Below are 19316 nucleotides of genomic sequence, written 5' to 3'. Positions count from 1 at the left end.
GCTACGGCGCGACGGTGCGGACGGTTTCGGTCGAGTAAACCGAAACGCCCGCCGAGTTTGTCGCCTTGATCCGCGTGCGGTAGGTGCTGCCGACCGTCGCGTCGACCGGGATGAAGTAGTCATAGGTGCCGGGAACGCCTGCCCGCGGTGTTATCGCAATAGCGCTCCACGTCCCCGTGCTTGCGCCCTTGGGCAAGGTTTCCAGCGACACCGTAACCGCGCCCGTAATCACGGTCACGACGTAAGAATCGACCGGGTCGGTGTACCAGGTTCCGTATGTCGCGGACGTAATGACGGGGTCGGCGACGCTCGCCGCCGACTTGTACGCGATCGTGACCGGCTGAGCTGCCACCCCGTTGTCGAACGCCTCGAAGCTCACGGTCTGAACAGATACCTGCCCACCGTTCGACTTCGGCAGCTCGCCCTTCGTGCGAACCGCGGGCAGCGTGATGTCGAGTTTGCCGCCGCGGGAGGTCGTGAGGTTGACCACGATCGGGAGCGCATTCTGGCTCGTGTACCAGTCGGTGACCGTGGCGTTGACCAGCTCGGCGTTCAGCGATCCGGTGATCTCGCGCTTGCCGAGTTCCGGCCGACGCGCGCGCAGCCCGGCCGCGCCGAGGTTGAACCCGCCGCCGTCGAAGTTGTTCTTAATGGTCACCGAGAACTCGGTGACGTTCGCGACCGCGAGACTGTTGAGGGTGATCGAGCCGCCGACGAACGTGAACAGCTCGTCCCCGGCCGGGTAGGACGCCGCAGCGGGCGACCCCTTGGTGGCGTACTGCTTGCCGATCCAGGACACCTTTGCGGTGACGATCGCGCCCTCTTTGACGTCAATCGTGATCGACTCGGCGACACACCCGGCGAAGGTCTGCCCGGCCTGCCCGCTGCCGCCCAGGAACGGAACGACCTCCTCGATCGTGTACGAGGGCATTGGGTCGTTCGTCTTGATCGTGAACGTATCCACACCGGCCGCGCTCGTCTTTGTTCCGAGAACGGCCTCGAGCAGCAGGGCGAACCCGGCGTCGGTAATTTCGACGTCGATGTCGCCCATGACTGCGCGCCGAACCACGCTGTTGCGGTTCGTCCGGTTGACGCCCTTGCCAGGGCGAAGGCCCGACGCCGAAACGGTCGTGATTTCGAGGTCCATCTTCGCTTCGGACTCGAAGAACTGTTCCGGGGCGACCGCGGCCCCGTAGGTCGATTCCTTACCGACTCCGACCGTGTAATCCAGTTGCGTCATTCGCTCGCCCCTTCCGGCGTGGTTTCCTGCTCGGGCGCGGGCTCGGCGTCAGGCGCCTGCTCGCTCTCGGTGCCGTCCTCGGGGACGAGGGCGTAGTTTGCGGTCTGCTCGGTGAAGCTCGCGAGCAGCTCGTCGGGGACGTCGAATGACTCGCCCCCGGCGATGATCCGACCGAGCGCGGGGATGTCCAGCGCGCCGATCGGGGACACGTTGCGAAGTTTCGCCATGTGTTGTTCCTCTCAGGTGGTGATGCGGTGCGCGCACACGAACGTGGCGGCAATTTCAGTGAGTCGGCCGAACTCGGCGTCTTGGTCTGTTGTTGCTCCGGCTGAACTCGACCGGCCAGGAACGCACCACAGCACGGTCCCGCCGAGGGTGATGTCGTTCTCTCGGATGTGCGATTGGATCTTCCCGAGCAGGTCGAATGCGCGCGCAGATGTCGCCAGCTCGGTGGCGGCGTCGTCGCCTGCTCGCCAGGATCCGACCGACATCGACAGGATCAATGTCTCGTCTTGGCTGCGCCGGGGTGCGATCGCCTTCGGGTCGACCTCGGAATCGGTGTCCGTGAGCGATGCCCAGTCGTTCGACACGAACGGCCAGCGGAACCCGAAGGACACGTCCACGTCCTCGCCCGCCAGGGCGACCTTGCACGCCTCGAACAGGGCGACCTTCGCCGTGTGCTGCGCCGTGGTGTTGCTCGACCCGCTCATGCGATGCCAGGCGGCGGCGGGTAGTCGCCGAGCCAGCCCTCGACCTTGCGGGGCAAGTCAATACCGCGCGGTGCGCCGTCTGCCCCCGGGTCGGGTGCCTGCCCGCGGGGGCCGTTCTTCGATTGGTTCCACCACAGCTTCGCCGTCTCGCGCGCGGCGAGGGTGAATATGACGGGCAGCGTGCCGTCCGCTTTCAGGTGCCGGTTCGGTTCGATGTCGCGGCCCGTCTTTGAGTCGATCCGTTCGCACGCTCCGGTGGCGATCAGCTCGAGCTCGAGTTCGTCGCCCTGCTCGGGCGTGTATCCGAGCGCTTTCCGCAGCTCGGCGGGGGTTATCGGCCATGCCATGCGTGATCCTTTCCGCGCCAGGCAAGGCGGCTCCGAGTCGCCCCGGAGCCGCCTTGCCCTGCTGCTGTCTACGCCTCGGTGACGTACCCGAGCGCGGCGTAGCTGCGGCCCTCGGCGATCGGGAGCGTCACGCGCCGCCCGATGCCCGGCCACTTCTCGCCGTCGCGCGTGCCGGTGATCTGAACCTGCTGCACGAACTCGGCCAGGCCCGGGTCGGGCTCAACCTCGGGCGGGGTCGTCGCCTCGGGCTCGACCTCGGGCGCGACCTCGGGCGCGACCTCGGGCGCGACCTCGGCGGCAACCTCGGGCACGACCTCGGCGTCGGACTTCGACGCCATTACGCGAGCCCCGCGAACGCCTTAACGGCCGAGGCGTCGGTGAGCACGCCGTCCGCGCGGAGCGTGCCCTTGAAGGCCACCTGGTCGTTGGTGAACGCGGCGTGGTCGCTGCGCTCGAAGCGCAGGGTGTTGACGTAGCGGACCCAGTACTTCGAGACATCGCCGAACAGGACCGACTTCGCGCCGTTCGTCGGGGCCGCGAGGTTCGCGTCGGCGAACGCGGGCTTGCCGAGGATGAGGTCGGGCTGGCCCTGCTGAACACTCGGCTGCCAGACGTACTGGCCGTCCGATCCCTTGATCTTGCGAAGCGACGCGAACGCCTGATCCGCGACGATAAACGACGCCCGGGTGCGGTACGGCGCGCCGACCGAGAAGAACAGGTCGATCAGGTCGTCGAACGTTGCCGCGTAGGCGGCTCCGGTCTTTCCGGTCGTCGCCGCGGTCGCGAGGCCCGCGGTCTGGCCGGTGCCGGTGCCGACAGCCAGGCGCTGGCCGAGCAGGACGCCGATGTTCTCGCCGATCAGGGTGGCGATCAGCGACTCGATGTCGACGGCCGAGTCCTCGATCAGCTCGCGCGGTGCGAGAACGACCTCGCCGAGCTTGTAGCTCTTGAGGCTCGCCTTGCCGAACGTCGGGTCCGTTCCGCTGAGCGCGATCGACTCGGCGGTCTGCGCGGCGGTACCGGCCGAGGCCAGCGTCGGCATGGTGATTTCCTCGCCGCTGGCGGTCGTGATGATCGTCGCGCCCGCCTGCAGGATGCTTGAGAAGTCTCGGAGCGGGCGGATCAGCTCAGCCCAGAACGTCGCCGGGACGGTGTTACCGCCCGAGGCCGCGGTGGTCGAAGTCAGCGCGCGCTTGAACTCGCGCGTGGTGAACGCGAAGTCCGCGCCGCCGCGCTGATCGCCGAGCAGAACCGCGCGAATCTCGTTCGCGATCGCCGTGCTGAGCGCGTCGTCGCTGCCGACCGACTCGCGGAACTCGGCGATCTGCCGCTCCTGATCTTCGGACAGCTCGAGGGTCTTGATGCGCGCCGAGGCGGCGTCGAAGGCGGCGTTCACGCGCGCCCAGGTCTGGCCTTCCTCGGCGTTGAACTCGCGGGTGGCGGCGATGTCGGCGAGCGGCTTGCCGGTCGCTTCCCAGTCGCGGGCGCGCTCGGCGAGCAGGCGGTCGATGTTCTCGCGGGTAGTGGTCATTTGTGGTTCCTTTCGGTCAGGATGGTGATCTGTCGTGCCCGGCCGATCGCCACGGCGCGAACCTCGGAGGCACGCGCTTCGGTGTCGGTGGTTTTGAGGGACGCGCGAATGGCGTCCAGGTCTACGGCTGCCCGCATTTCTGCCGAGCTGCCCCAATACGCCGGATCGGCGACGGGGGCGACATCCACGAGCACGGCCCGTGTGATGACGGCGACGAGCTGGCCGCTTGCGTTCTCGCGCCACGTCCGGCCGTTCGGCAGGATCCGGAACGCGAAGCTCGAGAACGCGAGGTCGCCGCGGCGTGCAAGCTCGGCCATATCGCGGCCGTGCTGCGTGTCGGGAAGGTCGACCTCGTATCGGACGCCGATGTCATCCACGAACAGCCGCAGCGTTCCCGCGTTCGTCGTGCCGAGGAGGCCGTTGCTGTCGTGATTGAAACGGCACAGCACGCGGCCGTTGCTGCCGGTGTCGATCATCCGGGCGTCGCCCTCGCCGATCGTGTCGAATACGCCGGGGTCGATGACCTCGACATACCCACCGAGGTCGCGGCTCTCGGAATTGAAAACGGCCCCGTATCCAGTCAGGATTCCGGGGCCGTTTGCGCTTTCGGGCGCGGCTCGCAAGTGGATCGGGCGGTCGAATGTTCGCCGCTCGACCTCGGGTGTTTCTGGCACTAGTGCCTCCTTAGTTAGTGGTTGCGGACGTTGATGTGGACTCGGAGGTCGATTCGCTCGCCGAGCGCCGCGTGGCGTACCACGCCTGCCAGTCGGCGACCTCCTGCTCGGTGAGCATTTCGCGGTCGCCCTCGGCGCGAATCTCGGCCAGGGTGCGCTCTCCGCTATGCAGCGCCTCGGTGTTCGCGCGCCGCAGCTCGAGCAGGTTCGGTCGCGCGAGCGCGTCGAGGTCGAATGTGACCGACTGCCCGGCCGGGAACAGCGGATCGAGCCCGTTCTTGAATCGCACCGTCCAGGGCGTCAGCGTGCGGATGTTGAACCGCGTCTGGTTCGACTCGCGGGTCGAGTAGGTGAGCGATCCGGCCGTCTCGCCGCCGACATCCTCGGGGTCGACCCGGAATATCGTGGCAATTTGCGATGCCGTGGCCTTGATCGTTTGGAGGAATTGCGCCTCCTCGGGCGTGACGCTCACTTTCGTCCAGTCCCAGTGCTGATCGAGCACGACGGGCTCGCGCTTGGTCGTGCTCGCCTTCCACTTGGCCTTGACTTCCTCGGCCTGCCCGGGCTTGAGGTTGCCCGTCTTGTTTTGCAGAATGCTCGCCGGTACGGCCGAGTTCTTGAACCAATCGGCCCCGTATCCGGCCGCGTCCATCCACGTCTCGAAGCGTGCGCGGAACGTCCCGATCGGCGACAGGCCCTTGACGCTGCCAGGCGAAACGAACGCGCGAATATGGAGCATTTGCCCGCCCTGCTCGTACAGGGTCGTGTTGAAACTCCCGACCCAATACTGCGGCCAGTGCCCCGCCTCATCGACGGTCACGGTGTCCGGGTGCTGCCAGATAACTTGCGAGATACCGAACGCATTTTTATGGACGATCCCGTAGGCGTTCCCGCGCAGCAGCAGCGACACGGCGAGCTGGTGCAGCCAGTCGAACCTGCTGATCCTCGGGTCCGGTCGAAGGAACCACGCGGGCGGCTCGACCCGCTTGCGACCGGCCCCGGCCGAGGCATAGACCGCGACGTTGAGCGACGCGAGCAGGTCGGCGATCAGCGACACCGCGGCGTAAACCGGGATGACGCGGAGGGCGTTGTCGCCCGCTGCGTTCTCGCGGGCGCGCTGCTCGTCGTTGAACCACTCGGGGATGTCGAGCGCCCGTTTTTCTTCGCCGAATCCGAGCCATTCCTTGAGGCCCATATCGGCCTCCTTTCTGCTATCCGATTCCGGACAGCGCGTCGTAGTTGAGGTCTGGCAGGGTCTTCGCGAGCATCCAGAATGCGAGCGTCGCCGAGACAAGCGCCGTGATGTCGGCCATAGATGCGCCGCGCGACCAGGCCCACCCGTCGCCGATCTTGCGCGTCGCCGCTGACGCGAGGGCGTCGGTCAGCTCGGCTTGTCCTAGGTGGCGCACGCGGCCGTTGACTACGCCGTCGAACAGCGCAGCGGCGGCGACCTTGACGTCCTCGGTGGCAATGGCGTGCGGGTGGAGCCCGGCGTCGCGCATGTCGGGCACGAGCGCGCCGACCGTGATGAAGTCAAAGTAAACGTCGCCGCCGTGATCGGCCACGAGCGCCGCCAGGCCGCGCAGGTCGCGGGTCGGATCGCCGTCGATCAGCCAGGCGGTGCCCTCGGATGTCTCGACCGTCTCGAGGTGGATCTTGCCGTCCGGCCGCTGCGCCGCCACGCTGATCGAAGCGCGCGCGCGCTCGGGCGACACGTCCACGACCCACACGAGCGTGCCCGACATCTTCGAGTCGCGATCCTTCGCCGCGTTCCAATGCTCGGCCGGAATCTTCCAGTCCTGCCCGCGGTCGTCCTTCCACTGATTGAGATACGCGCGCCGGAACTCGTCCTCGCCGAGCGTTTCGGCCTCGGCCTCGACCTTCTCTTGCGTCTGCGTGTACCCGAGCGCGGGCATGGTGCGCCACCACACGAGCGGGTCGAGCCAGTCGGCGTCCTCGGATGCTGAGAACTCGATGAACAGAGACCGAGAATTGAGCCCCGCCGTGACCCGGTTCCGTCCGGCCTCGACCTTGCCCCACAGGAACGGCGACCGCGCCTTGGTCTTCCCGGCCGTCGAGATCCAGAGCTTTTGGGAGTCTTCTACCGTAATCATCGCGGGCGACATCGCCGCCTCGACCCGGGCGTCGGCGTGCGAGAATATCTCGTCGCCGATCCCGAGGTGCAGGGTCTTACCGTGGCCCGCCTTCTCAGTCGGCGCGTCGATCGCCCACTTCGACCCGTTTTGCCAGCGCATGTGTTCTTCGCCGTGGCTCATATTCGGCTCGATGCGACCCGACCGTGATGGTTTGAGCAGGCGACGGAACGGGCTCCGATTTATCAGCCAGAACTGATCCTCGACCAGCTTCTCCTTGGCATCCTGCCGAGTCTGCGCCGTGTAAACCACGAGCTGGCGATCCGGCCAGGTCGTGCAGCGGTGCACGCCCCACGGGATAACCAGGGTCGTCTTGCCTGACTGCCGAGGGACAACGATGACGATTTCGCGATACCACAGAATGCCGAATGAATCGACCTCGAAGGCGACGTCGAAGGCGTCGGACTGCCAGGGCAACGGCTCGCGCCCGAGCACCCGGGTCGTGGCGACTACCTCGGGGGCGATCGTTTCACGCGCCAGGTTCCGCGGGGTCGCGAACCTTGGCCGAACCTCGACCTCGGCGTGAGGCCCCGATCGTTTCCATGAATTCACGGAGCACTGCCGCCTCTCCATCCTCGGGCGACTTGTCGCCGAGCAGCGCGGCCAGTACTTCGGCGAGCGCTGTGGTGATCCCTCGCCACAGGTGCGGCTTGGTCAGGTCGTCCAGCACCGACGCAAGGCGCAGCGCGTGCGCCTTGCGGTACAGGGTCAGCGGGTCGTCGGCTTCGACGGCCACGAGCGCCAGGGCAAGCGCGCCAGCGACCGATCCGGCGTCGGGCTCAGTAGGCGGGGCAGGTGCGGCCGCGGTGGGCATGGTGGGCACGGTGGGCACAGCTCGGCGTGGTGCGCGTGGTGTGGTCGTCGCCTTGCCGTCGCGCTCGCGCTTGCGGGCACGCTCGGTGGCCTTGACCTCGGTGTTCTTCGCGTTGCACTTGATGCAGTGACATCCCGCGCGATAGCGCCGCATTGTGCCGTGCGCGGGCAGGTTCGCCATGCTTCGACCGCCGTTCTTCGCTCGACCCATTCGCGCCGATTTGCGGGCACGACCTCGGCCACCAATCGGGTGCCCGAAGCTGCCCCGGTTCGTTCGTCAGCGGGGCGTCCGTGCCCATTCGTGCCCATTCGGGCATCCGTCCGGATCGGGGAGAGGGTTTTTGGTAAGGCCGCGGGTGTCCGTGGCTCAGATTCCTAAAAAATTGGACCGCGACCCGGGCCGGGGGTGTCACCACTCGCGCGAGCGAATCCGCTCCGGTTCGGGCAGGTCGCGATTTCCTCGGCCCGAGTTGCAGCCGTAGTGAGCAGGCGCCAGGTTTGCCCGGTCCCAGGTACCCCCTTACTCCGGGGTAGGAGGTGGTCCATGCTCGGTCCCTTGGGGTGCCAGCGTCGAAGGTTGAACAGGATCAGCCCGCCGCATAGGTGACAGCGTGAGCCGATCGGGCAGACATCGCGAAGCAACGCCTGGCGCTGTCGGCCTGTCGGCTCAGGGTCGGGGCCGTTCTCCCGGTTCGGCACCCTAGCGCTCCCGGTCCCCCGCCGAGGGTGCGACCCCGGCCCCCCAGTGTTGTTTGCCCCCGTGCGCTCGATCGAACGCGGGGGCGCGGTGACGAACTGCTCGGGCCGTGATCGGCTCGGTGTCGGCATTACTGCGCGGCGTTCGCTCGCGGCTCGGTAGTCAGCCATGTGTTGCCCCTCTCGTGTTGGTGTAGAGCCAGGGCAGCGGATCAACGGGCACGCCGTGGTCGCGCAGCTCGAAGTGGAGGTGCGGCCCGGTGGAGTTCCCGGTAGTGCCCACGTTGCCGAGCTGCTGCCCGATGCCGACGCGCTGGCCGACGCTCACGAGAGGGCGTCGCGGCATGTGCGCGTACAGCGTCTCGAGCTTCTGCCCCGCGAAGTCGTGCGCGATGATGACGTGCCAGCCGTAGTCGCCGCTCGGCCCGGCGACCTCGATTACCCTGCCCGCTGCTGCGGCGTGGATCGGGTACTCGGCCCCGGGGTTGAAGTCAACGCCGAGGTGGTTGGTCGTGCAGCCCGAGCACGGCGCAGGCCGAGGGCCGAACAGGTCGCTGATCTTCGCGTCCTCGGTATCGACCGGCCAGGCGACCACAGCCGAGGCGAACCCGTCGCGGATGATCGGGGCCGGCGACGCCGAGGATGTCGCGGCCGGCTGCGCCTCGGCGAGCACTGCGGCCGGGTGCTGCTCGATGCCGAGCCCGCGGCCAGGCGTGAGGATGACCCCCGCGGCCAGGGCGACCGCGGCGAGCGCCGCCAGCGTTGATGTCACCCGAGGATGTCGGTGCATGGTCACGACACCCCCGGGTAAGTCGGGGGTAGGCGCGAGCGGCCCCTCGCTCGCCTTACCGGCGCTCCGAAGTAGCGCCTGGCCTGCCCCGTCCCGTTCCTCGCGCCGGGATGTAACGCGCGCCCCGCATTGTCTCAGCGTCCGGGGTTGCTGCTGCCGTGACGCGGCTCAGGCTGCCGGGCCGTAAGCCTCGGTCGCCGTTGTCGCCAGGGTGGCAGGTCGTTCGGCCTCGCGGCCGTGCTGCTCGAGGTGCCGTTCGGCCCTCGAAGTCTGAACCCGCCGTCGACATCCGCCCGAGTGTGATGACTCGCCCGGCCACTCGCGCGGGCACGCGCGGGCAGTCGGGCGGTCTGTAGTTGGTTCGGCGGTGACGGCGGGCAGTCCCGCCCGGGCATCCGGTCGGGAAGTCGTTAAACGCGAAATGCCCAACTAGATCTAGTTGGGCATTACTCTCGCGCACGAGAATCGTAGCACAAACCTGTGACACTTTTGACGCTTAATCATCTCCAAACCAGAACGTATGTTCGAATCGTTCGAGCTTGCGTATGCCGCCCGCTGACTTCGCTGGCCGATCTCTCGTTACGCGACGCGCTTATGCCAGTTCTCGTCAACGACCGGTGCCTCAGCGAGCGCATTCTCGTCATCGGCCGTACTACTTGACGCGAGAGTGATGACCTCATAGAACAGAGCGCTTAGCCTGAGAAACTTGGTTATCGCCAGTACAAGCCCGGCTTCAAATAGCCATCGGACAACGACAGGAACTGCTGAAACGCTGCCCGCTGACGGGTCCAGCAGAAGCGCCAGAAGCGCCAGAAGCGCGGACAACATGCCTACCCGAAAGATACTGCGCCAGTTTCGGGCCAAAGACTCAGCGCCGTGACCGCGCAGAGCCTCAGCGCGCGCTCCCTTTGCGGAACTCAACTGTCCGATCGCAACTGCACTAAATGAGCCAAGCAGCGAAACGACAATCGCCGCTGACGCGTAGACCGCGCGCCGATCGGTTGGCGCAGCCGAGCCCAGAATATCGAACAGTGGGTTCCAGAGGATCAGGGCCGCGTGAACCCCGAGGACTCCGACGACGATGACGACGTCAAACCACAAGTTGTCGATCCAGAAGTTCCGCACGGAAGACGTAACGATTTGTAGCCTGTTCACGGTTCCATCTCCCGTCACCTCATATTGGACGATTGCCAGTCCCCGTTTATACTGCGGCCGACTACCGACATTCACTTTGAGTTTACGATAGCGCGCAGTTCGTCATGGTTGGACTCGGCGACCGTAAGGATTGCCTGGATTGCCGAGGCATTGCGGACTGGATTCCCGTCCTCGCCAGTCGTCGCAATCTTTCGTTTGGCGGTGATCTTCTGCTTGGCGAAGTCGACTTCCTGCGTCCGCGTCGATTCATCCGCGTCGACGAAAATCAGTTTCGCTTTTGCGCTCGTTACCTCTTTGGCTCCGGCTGCCTCAACAAGCTTCTTGGCCTCGTTGCGAATTGCCACGCGCCCCTCGCTTTGATCTCTCGCCTTTGACGCCCGAAGGATCACCGTCACGGTCATGGGACCATATTCCGCGTTGACCGCCTTGAAGATTTGCGACAACTTCGAGCCGCGTTTTTCGAGTGCGTCCGCACGATTGGTGTGCATCTTCACTTCGATCTGCGACGCCTCAGTGGACTGTTTGACCAGTTCCTGAGCCTCATGTGAAACCATAACCTGCGTCTCAACGGTGAAGTTTGGCCCCAGAATCTTCAGGCCGTTGAGCCATTCTTGGAGTGCGTTCGGCGTGGGAGCCGAAGTCGAACCCTGGATCATTCCGATAACATTCCCAAAGCCCAGGAAGGCAACAATGGAAGTCTCGAGCAGTTCGCCGGCGTCGCCCAAGTTCAATTCGGCGATTGACTGAGCCTCAGGGTTGTATACGTCCAGCCATGCGTCTTGGTTCCGCACAAGCGACAGCTTCAGGTGGTGCTGCCCCTCCACGGTCAGCACCTCGCCGATAAGTATCTTTGTCGGCCCTTCCCAGACGCGCTTGCTGAGCGGAACATCCTTGATGCTCTTCAAGATCGCGTTCCAGTCGGCATGCTTCATTCGTTCGTTGACTCGCGGGTTCTTGTACTTCACAATTTCGTAGAAATTGATTGTCCGAAGACGTTCCTTCGCTCCGCGCGCTGCGCCGACTTGCGCCATGATTCCCCCTGTTACCAGTATTTCTGATATCTGTAACTGAAAGTTAGCATCGCTGTTCGTTTCGGAATGACAACACGGACGGCGAGGTGACATCCATTGTGGGGGGCACACTTGTTGCGAGGGTGTTGCATGCAAATAGCGGCGGCCCCCGCACGGCCTACTGGCGCACATCCGAAGTCCCGGGCGTCACGGCATGCGGTGCAGCTGCCGTCACGTCACTTTCCACTCTGGTTTGGCCTCATCCACCGGGCCGGTTCGTCGCCGTGCTCGGTGTAGTTCCACCCGGCCGCGAAGAGCCCGCGGCACACCTCGGCCGACAGTCCCGAGCGTACGGCCGTTTCGTCGGCGAGCGCCGCCAGCTTTCCAGACTGCCGAGCGCTGGCGACTATGCGCGGGCGTCCCTTGCGCTGGCGTTGCGTTCGGTCGGCTTTGAGCAGGTCCAGCTCGGCGACAGTGCCGTTGCGGATCGTGAGCAGGTCGCGGTCGATCCAGCGGTAAATGGTGCGCTCGGACCTGTCTACCCGCTCGGCCGCGGCCTTGATCGTAAGGCGCGTCATGCGACCGCCCGCCGCAGCGCGGCCGCGGCTGCGAGCGCGCCGTCCGCTCGTGCCTCGGCGACCTTCCGGTCGACGTCGGCGATCGGCTCGGCGACGGGGCGCAGCTCGGCGGCGACCGCCTCGGCGACGCGGGCGAACTGCTCGGCCAGCGCTGGCACCGCGCCGACAATGAGCACCGACAGCGCGCTCATGTAGTTGCCGTCCTTCGGTGGATTGGCGACCAGATACCGGATCCCCTCGGTGAGCGCCGGGGCGAGGTCGATGTCGTGTTTCATCCGCTCCTTTCCTTACGCGGCGCGGCCGGATGCCGGGCTGAAGAACAGCGCCCAGTACCCGGCCGCGTCGTTGTCGCGTCGCTGCCAGCGACAGCTTCGGCAGCTGTAAAGTGTCGGCCCGCCCGGGAACCTCGCCGGGTTGACCTTGATCGCCCGCAGGTCGCACTCGGGGCAAGGCTGAGCAGCCCACCACGCGCGTTCTTCGAGGGGCCAACGCCGCAAGGCCCGGGCGACCGTCCAGAACGCCGTGTCGGGCATCCCGACGCCACCGAGTACCCCGTCGCACAGCGCCGCGACCTGCTCGGCGTCGTTCGTCAGGCGGTCGAGCTTCGCCAGGATGACGGCCGTGCATTCGAGGGCGTCGTCATAGGCGACATCCGACGCCGAACCGGGCTGCAGGCCACGGGGCGCGCCCGAACGTGCCGCGCCGTGCTCGGCGTAGTACGCCCACTCGCGCAGCGTCCTGATGATGTCGTCGGCCGCGTCGATGAAGTCGGCCTGGACGGGTGCCGGGGTCATATCCGAACGGCTGCCGGACACGAGCACCCGGTCATAGACCGCGGCTTTGAGCGGGTCGGCCTTCGAGCGGATCAGCGCCAGGACATCCGGCGCGGCGTCGATCGTCCGGCTCAGGGAGTCATAGCAGCGTTCGCAGATGAACGACCCCGCTCGAGACTCGACCGGCGCGCAGCCTCGGCACGCGCCGCCCGCCCGACCGAAGTCAGGGCACGCGGCGAAGTGGGTGCCGCGGATCGTGCATCCGCGCTTGCACGGGCGACCGGTCAACGCTTTCGACCTCGGGGCCGCCGATACTCGATGACGAACCCGACCGGCTTGACACCCGGCCCGAATTGCTCGGCGTAGGCGTCGATCATGCTTCCGCTGGGCGCGGTCGCGGGCTCGGCGAGCTGCGCGACCTGTCCCGCGATCCAGCGAAGGTTCGCTGGGGTCGCCGTCAGGCCGCGTTCTTCCATCGCCTCGGCGTGCGCGAGGATCATCACGGCCAGGTCGTCGGCGTTGTTGGTCGGCTCAGGCATCCGGGAACCGTTTCTCGAGTTCCACGCCGAGCACTCGGGTGACATCCGCGGCCAGGGCGTGCAGCACTTGCCCGACCTGCTCGCGCTCGAGCGCCGTTTTCGTCTCGTCGGGATAACGGACGAACACTTCGACCGTCGCGGCCGGGAACTCCTCGGGCGATTCGTCGGACGGCGAGAACAGATACCGCGTGCCGACCCTGAACCATGCGGCCACTAGAACGGCACCTCGTCCCCGAAGCTCGTCTCCGAGGTCGCCCAGGCGTCGCCAGCGGGCGCAGCGGATGCCCCGTCGTCGTCGCGGCCGCTCGACTGCTGCGGCCCGCTCGAGCGGGCGTTCCGCGTCAGCGACGCTTGCGACCAGTGAAGGTCCGGGCCGATCGAATCGACCTCCAGCTCGAAGGATGTCCGGCGCTCGCCCTCGGCCGTCTCATAGTTGCGCTGCTTCAGGCGCCCTTTCGCGATTACCCGGGTGCCCTTGGTGAGCGATGCCGCGACGTTCTCGGCGAACTCGCGCCACACGCTCGCGCGCAGGAACAGCGCCTGGCCGTCTTTCATCTCGCCGCTGGCCTTGTCATACTCGCGCGGCGTGCTCGCGATCGTGAAGTTCGCCACGGCGAGCCCGCCCTGCGTGTAGCGCAGCTCGGGGGCTGCGGTGAGGTTTCCCACCACCGTGATTACTGTCTCTCCGCTCATTCTGCGGCCTGCCTTTCGTCGGTGTGCTTGATGCGGTTTTTCATGTTGAGCGCTCGGGCGATCAGCTCGACCTGCTCGTCGGTGCCGAGGCTTTCCATCTTGCGAAGCAGGGAGCGGTGTTGCCGCGCCTGCTCGATCGTGGTGAAGTTCCACCCGGCCACCCGAAGGTCAGCGAGTGTGCGTTGCTCCCAGCGGACGTGCGCGTCGAGTGCCCGGTCGAGTGCTGCCCGCTGGCCGCGCTTAGTCTTCGGGGGTGTTGGTCGACTCATATCGCCCCTCCTCGGTTGTGTCGAAGCGCGGCCCGCGGGGCGCTGCTCGGTCTACTTGATCGGCCACCCATTGCTTGTGGCGTAGTCGTGCGGTCCCACAGGATCGGCAGGGGTTGTCCGTTCCGTTCGGGTGCGAGCGACAGAACGGGGACGGTGCGCGTGTGGTGTCTGTGTTCTCGCGATTGGTTCGCGAATGCCGCTCCCCCTCAGCTCCCTCGCGCGCCCACTCCGCGTCCCTCCAGGCACCCTCTCCCTCGCTCCCCCTCTCTCCCTCTCTCTCCCCTACCGAGAAAGATCGCGATGTATTCGCGATCGGTTCGCGAGGGGCCGAGGGCGTCGCCAGGGGCACAGCGGGGGGCGCTGGCAGGATCGAGTCGGCCGGGCGGTCTACCCGCGGCCATTCGCTCAGGGCGTAGTACGTCCGACCGCCGTGATCGTAAAGAATCAGCCACCCGGCGTCCGCCAGGTCGACCAGATGTTCCTCGATCGTCGCCTCGGTCACGCCGCGATCCAGCGGCCACAGCGCCCCCTTGATGAGCGCCGCTGTCGCCGACTCCCGCCCGTGGTCGTCGGCGTACAGGTGCAGGCCGATCGCTGTCAGCCGCGTTTCCGGCGACAGGTCGGCGAGGTTCTCGTTCCTGAATATCTCCGGCCGGATTGTTCTTTGCCGGTGCATTGCCATAGCGTGCGATCCCTCTAAATATCGTCTGAAGTGCTCGACCCACGGCCGCGGATGCCACCCGGAAACACTCGGTGAACCCGCGGCCGTTCGGCAGAATGTCGAGCGATTGCCCTGCCTCGGTGAACGCGCGCTCGAACGTGCCGTCCAGCTCGGCGAGCGCGGCGCGTTCCCATATCGCTGGCGTGTCGCGGACCAGAATGAGCACCTCCGCGCCCGAGGCGATGAAGCCGCGGATTCGCGACATGCGCCAGGCTCGGCCGACTTTGAGGACGCCGAGTTCGGGCCAGTGCACCGCGTAGGTCATCGCCGTTTCGGGGATGTGCAGTTTCTGCCCGCGGCGATTCATGCGGCGAGCCGCGGCGGTGTCAGCGAAGCGTTGCCGAGGTCGTCAAGCCACACGTCCATGCCGCCGAACGCGGCGTGGCGAACGGGGACGAGGCGGGGGTTGTCGTTCGTGTTGAGCGCGAGGCCGACCATGCGCGCCGATACCGGGTTGGAGTGAACCCACCCGTGGCAGCCTGTGGTTCCGCTACCGCACAGCAGGACGCCGTTCGATACCTCGTCGCCGCCTCGGCGGCTCTTGAACTTGCGGTGGTGGCGCGAGCCGCCCGACCAGATGATGACGCCGCAGCGGGCGCAGCGCTGGCCGTCCCGTTTGTCGATCCGTTTGTTGCGGATCGCGAGGTCTTTACCAGTGAGGCGCAGCGGGGGCACGGGCTTCGGCTTGCCGCCGAACCAGTGCGCGTTGAGGTCGTCGTTATAGCTCACGCGGCGTCCTGCTCCCAGTCTCCGAACATGGTCTGCTGGAGCGGCTTCGCCAGGCGCTGCCGGATCAGGGGCAGGTGGTCGGCTTCCAGCTCGACCCCGATCGCCGTGAATCCTTCGATCAACGCCGCCTCGAGGGTCGTGCCTGAGCCCGCGAACGGGTCGAGCACCACGCCGTGCGGCGGTGTGACCAGGCGAACGAGCCACCGCATAAGTTCGAGCGGCTTTACCGTTTGGTGAGTCATGCCTTCCACGTTCGGGCGTTCGATGCTGCCCGGCTTCGCGACGTATCGGAACACGGGGAACACGACCGAACCGCCGCGGCTCTGCTGCTCGACCTCGGCCGCTTGGCTCTCGTCCAGGAGGACGTTCGTCGGCCAGCGGCCGTCCGGCCCGCCGACCCGGTTCGCGCCGAGGTTGAGCGCCCCGGTGCCGTAGGCGATGACGTTGTTCGTCGCCGAGCCCGCGAACGGTTTACGGGCGACGATGACCGGCTCGTATGACGGTTTGAGCGCCGTGCCCCATGCGCCCGCGGGGCCGCTCGTCTGGCCGAGTGAGCCGAGGAACGTGCCTACGCTCTCGCGAGTGCCCCAATCGTCGGGCCTCTCGGTGGAGGCCAGCTCGGCGACGGTCGCGTCCATTTCGTCGCCGAACCCGAGGACGGCTTTGAGCTCGCCCCACTGGCGAACCGAGGGAATCGCGGGCTGCGACGCTTGCGAGGTCCAGTGTCCGGCCATGCCGTTCGTGCCGAACAGGTCATCGATGCGGCGATTCGACCAGCCCGCGGCATCCCGCGCAGCTTTTAGGAACCCGGTCACGGCGTACACGTCCGGGTTGATGTTCGCGACCACACCGGGCACGCCTTCGCCCGCGAGGTACTTGGTCATCGCCTCGGTTACGTCGCGATTCTTCGGGAACCCGGTGCCATAGATCCACAGGATTCCGTCGCGGATCTCGAATCCGGCGTCTTCGATCGCCGAGGCGATCCGGTGCACGGTGCGCGCTGCGCCGAACGACAGCAGGTGCCCGCCAGGCTTGAGCACCCGGTAGCACTCGCGCCACCAATCGACGCTGTACGCGATGCCGCTGGAGTCCCACGCCTTGCCCATGAGGCCGATTTCGTAAGGCGGGTCCGTGACGATCGCGTCAATCGACCCGGTGGCGAATCCGGCGACGACGGTTTCGCAACTGCCGTGGTACAGCGTGACCAGCTCGTCCGCGAAGTACGGCCTGGGCTGCTCGGTGGTGTCTTCGGTCATTTGTGCTCCTGTCGGAAGTTGGCGTTCAGGGACCGCAGGATTTCCACGTCCTCGCTTAGTGATTTGCGGCGCTCGCGCGCGTATTCGAGCAGCAGCTCGCAGCTGTCTACCCACTCGCCCGCGGTGATTACCTCGGCGTCGGCCTCGGCTTCGACGCGGCGATCTTCGGCCGTCCGGCCGCTCGCGCGCTGTCGGGCGTACCCCTTCGCGATCAGGAGCTGGCGCTTGGCATCCTTGAGCGCCTTCGACCGGCCGTTGATGACCTCGGGCGCTTGCGCTATCAGGCGGCGCGCGAGCAGCAGCGCGCCCGCCGCCTGAACCGGCGTGGGAAACATCGCGAGGAGGTCGTCCTCGCTCAGCGCCGCCATATCGAGGGTGACCAGGCCGACCTCGGATCCGGCGACGCCGACGTCGCCGGTTGCCGTGTTCACGGCGAGCGCGTCGGTCACTCGGCCGACCCCGACGCTGCGCCAGGCTTGCGCCGAGCTGCGGCCACGGTCGCCGGACTCGGCTTCGCCTTCGGCTGCGGCTCCGCGATCGCCTCGGGCTGCTGCGCCGTCGCCTGCTCGGCGATCGCGTGCCGCCGAGCCGTGAATGAGCGCTCGAGTTGCACCGTGACCGCCCGCGCCTTGCGAGCGCGAGCCCACAGCGCCGCGACGGCCTCGGCGGTGTTCGCCTCGGCGAGTTCTCCGAGCCAATCCGAGGCGATGCTCGCCGCGGCCGCGGGTGCTGCGGCCGCGTCGATTTCTTCGGGCTCGCGACGGTCGCCGATCGCGTCGCGGAACGCCCGCCGCAGCGCAGCGCGCGCCGCAGCAGCGCCGAACAGCGAGTGCGGCTTGCGGCTCCACAGCTCGGCCCACTCGGCGACAGCGGGCACCGTTTCGGCCCATGCGACGGTGACCACGGTGGGCACGGTCACGCCCTCGCGGTGCACGGTGGCACGCGCCAGCGCCGGGTGCGGCTCGGCTTCGGTCGGGAACAGGTACGCGGCCCACACGTTGCCGTCGTTTGAGAACTCGACCACGGTCCCGCGCCACTGCCCGGTCCCGATCGCGAGGCGTTCGTACTCGGCGATCGTCGCCGCGACATCCTGCTCAGTCGCGCTCATGCCGCCGCCGCCTTCGACTTCTCGAAGCTCAGCCGCGACGATTTCGTCGGCTTGGAGTACAGCGCGAGGGCGACCGCGGCCGCGGCCTCGGCGCGCTTCGCGAGGTCGAGCCAGGCACCGTATGACTCGGGCTCGGCGGCTTGCCATTTGGCCTCGTCCAGCTCGGTCCCGTGCGCGACGGTGTAGCTGAACCCGGCGCGAGTTCCGGTGCGCCTGATGCCGTCATCCGCAGCGCCAGGGGTCGCCGCGATGAACGCGCGCACGACCTTCGCCGCGTTCTTCTCGTCGGCCTCGGCCATGGCCTTGCGATCGCGGGCGTCCGCCCAATTGGCGAGCGCGTCGTCCAGGTCGTCGGGCAGGTCGTCGGCCTCGGGTGCCCCGGCATCGCGCCAGGCAAGGAACGCGTCGGCCGCTTTCACGAGCTGCGCGATTCGCTTTTCGTCGCGCTCAATCCACAGAAACACGGGGTCTTCGAGGGTGGCGAATCCGTCCTCGCCCATCGTCTCCCAGCCGTACAGCCAGCGCTCGGCACCGGTGGTGACCATGCCCCACTGGCACTGGTCGAAGTGTTCGGCGGGGACATCCGTGCGCGTCCAGCCGTAGGCGTGCGACTTGACCTCCGCGCCGACGAGCTGGCCGTTGCTCAGCACGCCGAGGCCGTCAGGCGTCGCGCGGTGCCGCAGGTTGTCGATGCTGGCGTACAGGTGCCGGTTCGACTCGATGCCCGGGTACTGCTGCGCCGCCAGCTCGAGCAGCCATTCCTCCCGCTCGTGGCCTCGCCGCGTGTGCGCGTTGCCGGTGAACGTGGAGCCGTTCAGTTTGTCGGCCAGGATGCGCCGCCAGGTGGCGCGGCCCCCGCTGGCGATCGCGTGAATCTCGGAGGCCGTTACGCCCCCGGCGCGGTCGTCGTGCCACGCCTCGGGGTCGTCGGATGCGGCCAGCCGTATCCCGGGCATTGGTGTGTTCGTCATGCGTTCCTCTCGTCAGATGTGTGCGTGCATTTGTTGCAGCCGAACAGGCGGCTTGTGGTGTCGAAATTGCGCTCGGGCCAGCCGCAGCTCGGGCAGTCGGCGTCGATCGCGAGGCGCGCGCCGCGTTCAAGAATCGGCATCGGCGTCCCCCTCGGTGAAGACTCCCTGGCCGTGTTTGAGCACGTCTCCGGGGCGCATGAAGCTCACGGTCGCGCCGGTGCGGCGCAGGTCTTCGGCGGCGTCGCGCAGCGGGTCGCCGACTCCGAAGTCGAAGTCGAGGGTGGCGTCGTCCAGTCGTTCAGCGCGAACGCGCGCCAGGATGTCGAGCACCCCGTTTTTGTCGTCGCGGTCGGTGATCGGCTCGATGAAAAGCACGCCCGCGGTCGGCGTGAAGATGTCGCCGTCTGCGCTGTGATCGACCTTGGTCGTCGCGCAGTCGATGACGGCGATCACGAGGTGGCGTTCCTCGGGCCGGTTGACCAGAACGCCCTGAAGGCGGTCGAGGCCGTTCCGGTCGGTGTCGGGCAGTCGCCCGGCGAGCTTGACGCTCATTGGTGTTT

General features: G+C 67.0%; 27 protein-coding genes. All 27 read right to left on the bottom strand.

Annotated features, from left to right (window positions below):
• Window position 1 precedes the first annotated feature (1 nt).
• A complete protein-coding gene (locus RGU41_RS02915) occupies window positions 2–1240 on the bottom strand; it encodes a phage tail tube protein (RefSeq protein ID WP_322135477.1) in 1239 nt (412 codons plus the stop codon).
• Window positions 1237–1467: a hypothetical protein gene (locus tag RGU41_RS02910; RefSeq protein WP_322135476.1), complete on the bottom strand. Its 231-nt coding sequence runs from the start codon at window positions 1465–1467 to the stop codon at window positions 1237–1239. The genes RGU41_RS02915 and RGU41_RS02910 overlap by 4 nt, the downstream gene beginning before the upstream one ends.
• A 12-nt stretch (window positions 1468–1479) precedes the next feature.
• Window positions 1480–1950, bottom strand: coding sequence for a hypothetical protein (locus RGU41_RS02905; protein ID WP_322135475.1), 471 nt, complete (start codon window positions 1948–1950; stop codon window positions 1480–1482).
• Window positions 1947–2297, bottom strand: coding sequence for a hypothetical protein (locus RGU41_RS02900; RefSeq protein ID WP_322135474.1), 351 nt, complete (start codon window positions 2295–2297; stop codon window positions 1947–1949). Before RGU41_RS02900 ends, RGU41_RS02905 begins: the two co-directional genes overlap by 4 nt.
• A 68-nt stretch (window positions 2298–2365) precedes the next feature.
• Entirely contained in the window at window positions 2366–2635 is a 270-nt protein-coding gene (locus RGU41_RS02895) for a hypothetical protein (RefSeq protein WP_322135473.1), read from the bottom strand.
• Window positions 2635–3828 carry a phage major capsid protein gene (locus RGU41_RS02890; RefSeq protein ID WP_322135472.1) on the bottom strand — a complete coding sequence of 398 codons (1194 nt, stop codon included), beginning with the start codon at window positions 3826–3828 and terminating at the stop codon, window positions 2635–2637. The genes RGU41_RS02895 and RGU41_RS02890 overlap by 1 nt, the downstream gene beginning before the upstream one ends.
• Window positions 3825–4502: an HK97 family phage prohead protease gene (locus RGU41_RS02885; protein ID WP_322135471.1), complete on the bottom strand. Its 678-nt coding sequence runs from the start codon at window positions 4500–4502 to the stop codon at window positions 3825–3827. Before RGU41_RS02885 ends, RGU41_RS02890 begins: the two co-directional genes overlap by 4 nt.
• A 10-nt stretch (window positions 4503–4512) precedes the next feature.
• The gene (locus RGU41_RS02880) at window positions 4513–5697 is read right to left on the bottom strand and encodes a phage portal protein (RefSeq protein ID WP_322135470.1); all 1185 of its coding nucleotides are present in this window, start codon (window positions 5695–5697) and stop codon (window positions 4513–4515) included.
• Between the two features lie 16 nt (window positions 5698–5713).
• Window positions 5714–7090, bottom strand: coding sequence for a terminase large subunit domain-containing protein (locus RGU41_RS02875; RefSeq protein WP_322135469.1), 1377 nt, complete (start codon window positions 7088–7090; stop codon window positions 5714–5716).
• 34 nt (window positions 7091–7124) lie between these two features.
• The gene (locus RGU41_RS02870; RefSeq protein WP_322135468.1) at window positions 7125–7649 is read right to left on the bottom strand and encodes a hypothetical protein; all 525 of its coding nucleotides are present in this window, start codon (window positions 7647–7649) and stop codon (window positions 7125–7127) included.
• A gap of 678 nt (window positions 7650–8327) precedes the next feature.
• The gene (locus tag RGU41_RS02865) at window positions 8328–8936 is read right to left on the bottom strand and encodes a M23 family metallopeptidase (RefSeq protein WP_322135467.1); all 609 of its coding nucleotides are present in this window, start codon (window positions 8934–8936) and stop codon (window positions 8328–8330) included.
• Between the two features lie 597 nt (window positions 8937–9533).
• A complete protein-coding gene (locus RGU41_RS02860; RefSeq protein ID WP_322135466.1) occupies window positions 9534–10109 on the bottom strand; it encodes a hypothetical protein in 576 nt (191 codons plus the stop codon).
• 71 nt (window positions 10110–10180) lie between these two features.
• Entirely contained in the window at window positions 10181–11140 is a 960-nt protein-coding gene (locus RGU41_RS02855) for a hypothetical protein (protein ID WP_322135465.1), read from the bottom strand.
• Window positions 11141–11355: 215 nt separating this feature from the next.
• Window positions 11356–11697 (bottom strand): helix-turn-helix domain-containing protein, encoded by a 342-nt coding sequence (locus tag RGU41_RS02850; protein ID WP_322135464.1) that lies wholly within the window; start codon window positions 11695–11697, stop codon window positions 11356–11358.
• A complete protein-coding gene (locus RGU41_RS02845) occupies window positions 11694–11972 on the bottom strand; it encodes a hypothetical protein (RefSeq protein ID WP_322135463.1) in 279 nt (92 codons plus the stop codon). Before RGU41_RS02845 ends, RGU41_RS02850 begins: the two co-directional genes overlap by 4 nt.
• Before the next feature lie 12 nt (window positions 11973–11984).
• Window positions 11985–12758, bottom strand: coding sequence for a hypothetical protein (locus RGU41_RS02840; RefSeq protein WP_322135462.1), 774 nt, complete (start codon window positions 12756–12758; stop codon window positions 11985–11987).
• Window positions 12755–13009: a hypothetical protein gene (locus tag RGU41_RS02835; protein ID WP_322135461.1), complete on the bottom strand. Its 255-nt coding sequence runs from the start codon at window positions 13007–13009 to the stop codon at window positions 12755–12757. The genes RGU41_RS02840 and RGU41_RS02835 overlap by 4 nt, the downstream gene beginning before the upstream one ends.
• The gene (locus RGU41_RS02830) at window positions 13002–13223 is read right to left on the bottom strand and encodes a hypothetical protein (RefSeq protein ID WP_322135460.1); all 222 of its coding nucleotides are present in this window, start codon (window positions 13221–13223) and stop codon (window positions 13002–13004) included. The genes RGU41_RS02835 and RGU41_RS02830 overlap by 8 nt, the downstream gene beginning before the upstream one ends.
• Window positions 13223–13702 (bottom strand): single-stranded DNA-binding protein, encoded by a 480-nt coding sequence (locus tag RGU41_RS02825; RefSeq protein WP_322135459.1) that lies wholly within the window; start codon window positions 13700–13702, stop codon window positions 13223–13225. The genes RGU41_RS02830 and RGU41_RS02825 overlap by 1 nt, the downstream gene beginning before the upstream one ends.
• Window positions 13699–13971 (bottom strand): hypothetical protein, encoded by a 273-nt coding sequence (locus tag RGU41_RS02820; protein ID WP_322135458.1) that lies wholly within the window; start codon window positions 13969–13971, stop codon window positions 13699–13701. Before RGU41_RS02820 ends, RGU41_RS02825 begins: the two co-directional genes overlap by 4 nt.
• 1024 nt (window positions 13972–14995) lie before the next feature.
• Window positions 14996–15421, bottom strand: a complete 426-nt coding sequence (locus tag RGU41_RS02815) for a hypothetical protein (protein WP_322135457.1) — start codon at window positions 15419–15421, stop codon at window positions 14996–14998.
• Entirely contained in the window at window positions 15418–16677 is a 1260-nt protein-coding gene (locus tag RGU41_RS02810) for a site-specific DNA-methyltransferase (RefSeq protein ID WP_322135456.1), read from the bottom strand. The genes RGU41_RS02815 and RGU41_RS02810 overlap by 4 nt, the downstream gene beginning before the upstream one ends.
• On the bottom strand, window positions 16674–17126 hold the full coding sequence (locus RGU41_RS02805; RefSeq protein ID WP_322135455.1) for a hypothetical protein: 453 nt from the start codon (window positions 17124–17126) through the stop codon (window positions 16674–16676). Before RGU41_RS02805 ends, RGU41_RS02810 begins: the two co-directional genes overlap by 4 nt.
• A complete protein-coding gene (locus tag RGU41_RS02800) occupies window positions 17123–17785 on the bottom strand; it encodes a hypothetical protein (protein ID WP_322135454.1) in 663 nt (220 codons plus the stop codon). The genes RGU41_RS02805 and RGU41_RS02800 overlap by 4 nt, the downstream gene beginning before the upstream one ends.
• Complete coding sequence (locus RGU41_RS02795; RefSeq protein WP_322135453.1) at window positions 17782–18756, bottom strand: YqaJ viral recombinase family protein; 975 nt, start codon at window positions 18754–18756, stop codon at window positions 17782–17784. The genes RGU41_RS02800 and RGU41_RS02795 overlap by 4 nt, the downstream gene beginning before the upstream one ends.
• Entirely contained in the window at window positions 18753–18896 is a 144-nt protein-coding gene (locus RGU41_RS02790; protein WP_322135452.1) for a hypothetical protein, read from the bottom strand. The genes RGU41_RS02795 and RGU41_RS02790 overlap by 4 nt, the downstream gene beginning before the upstream one ends.
• Window positions 18883–19308 carry a hypothetical protein gene (locus RGU41_RS02785; protein ID WP_322135451.1) on the bottom strand — a complete coding sequence of 142 codons (426 nt, stop codon included), beginning with the start codon at window positions 19306–19308 and terminating at the stop codon, window positions 18883–18885. The genes RGU41_RS02790 and RGU41_RS02785 overlap by 14 nt, the downstream gene beginning before the upstream one ends.
• Between the last annotated feature and the right edge of the window lie 8 nt (window positions 19309–19316).

This window comes from Cryobacterium sp. 10C3, from assembly GCF_034314285.1.
Lineage (GTDB): Bacteria > Actinomycetota > Actinomycetes > Actinomycetales > Microbacteriaceae > Cryobacterium > Cryobacterium glucosi.
The sequence above is the reverse complement of the archived record's forward strand: the minus strand, read 5'-3'. Positions and strand labels throughout refer to the sequence as shown.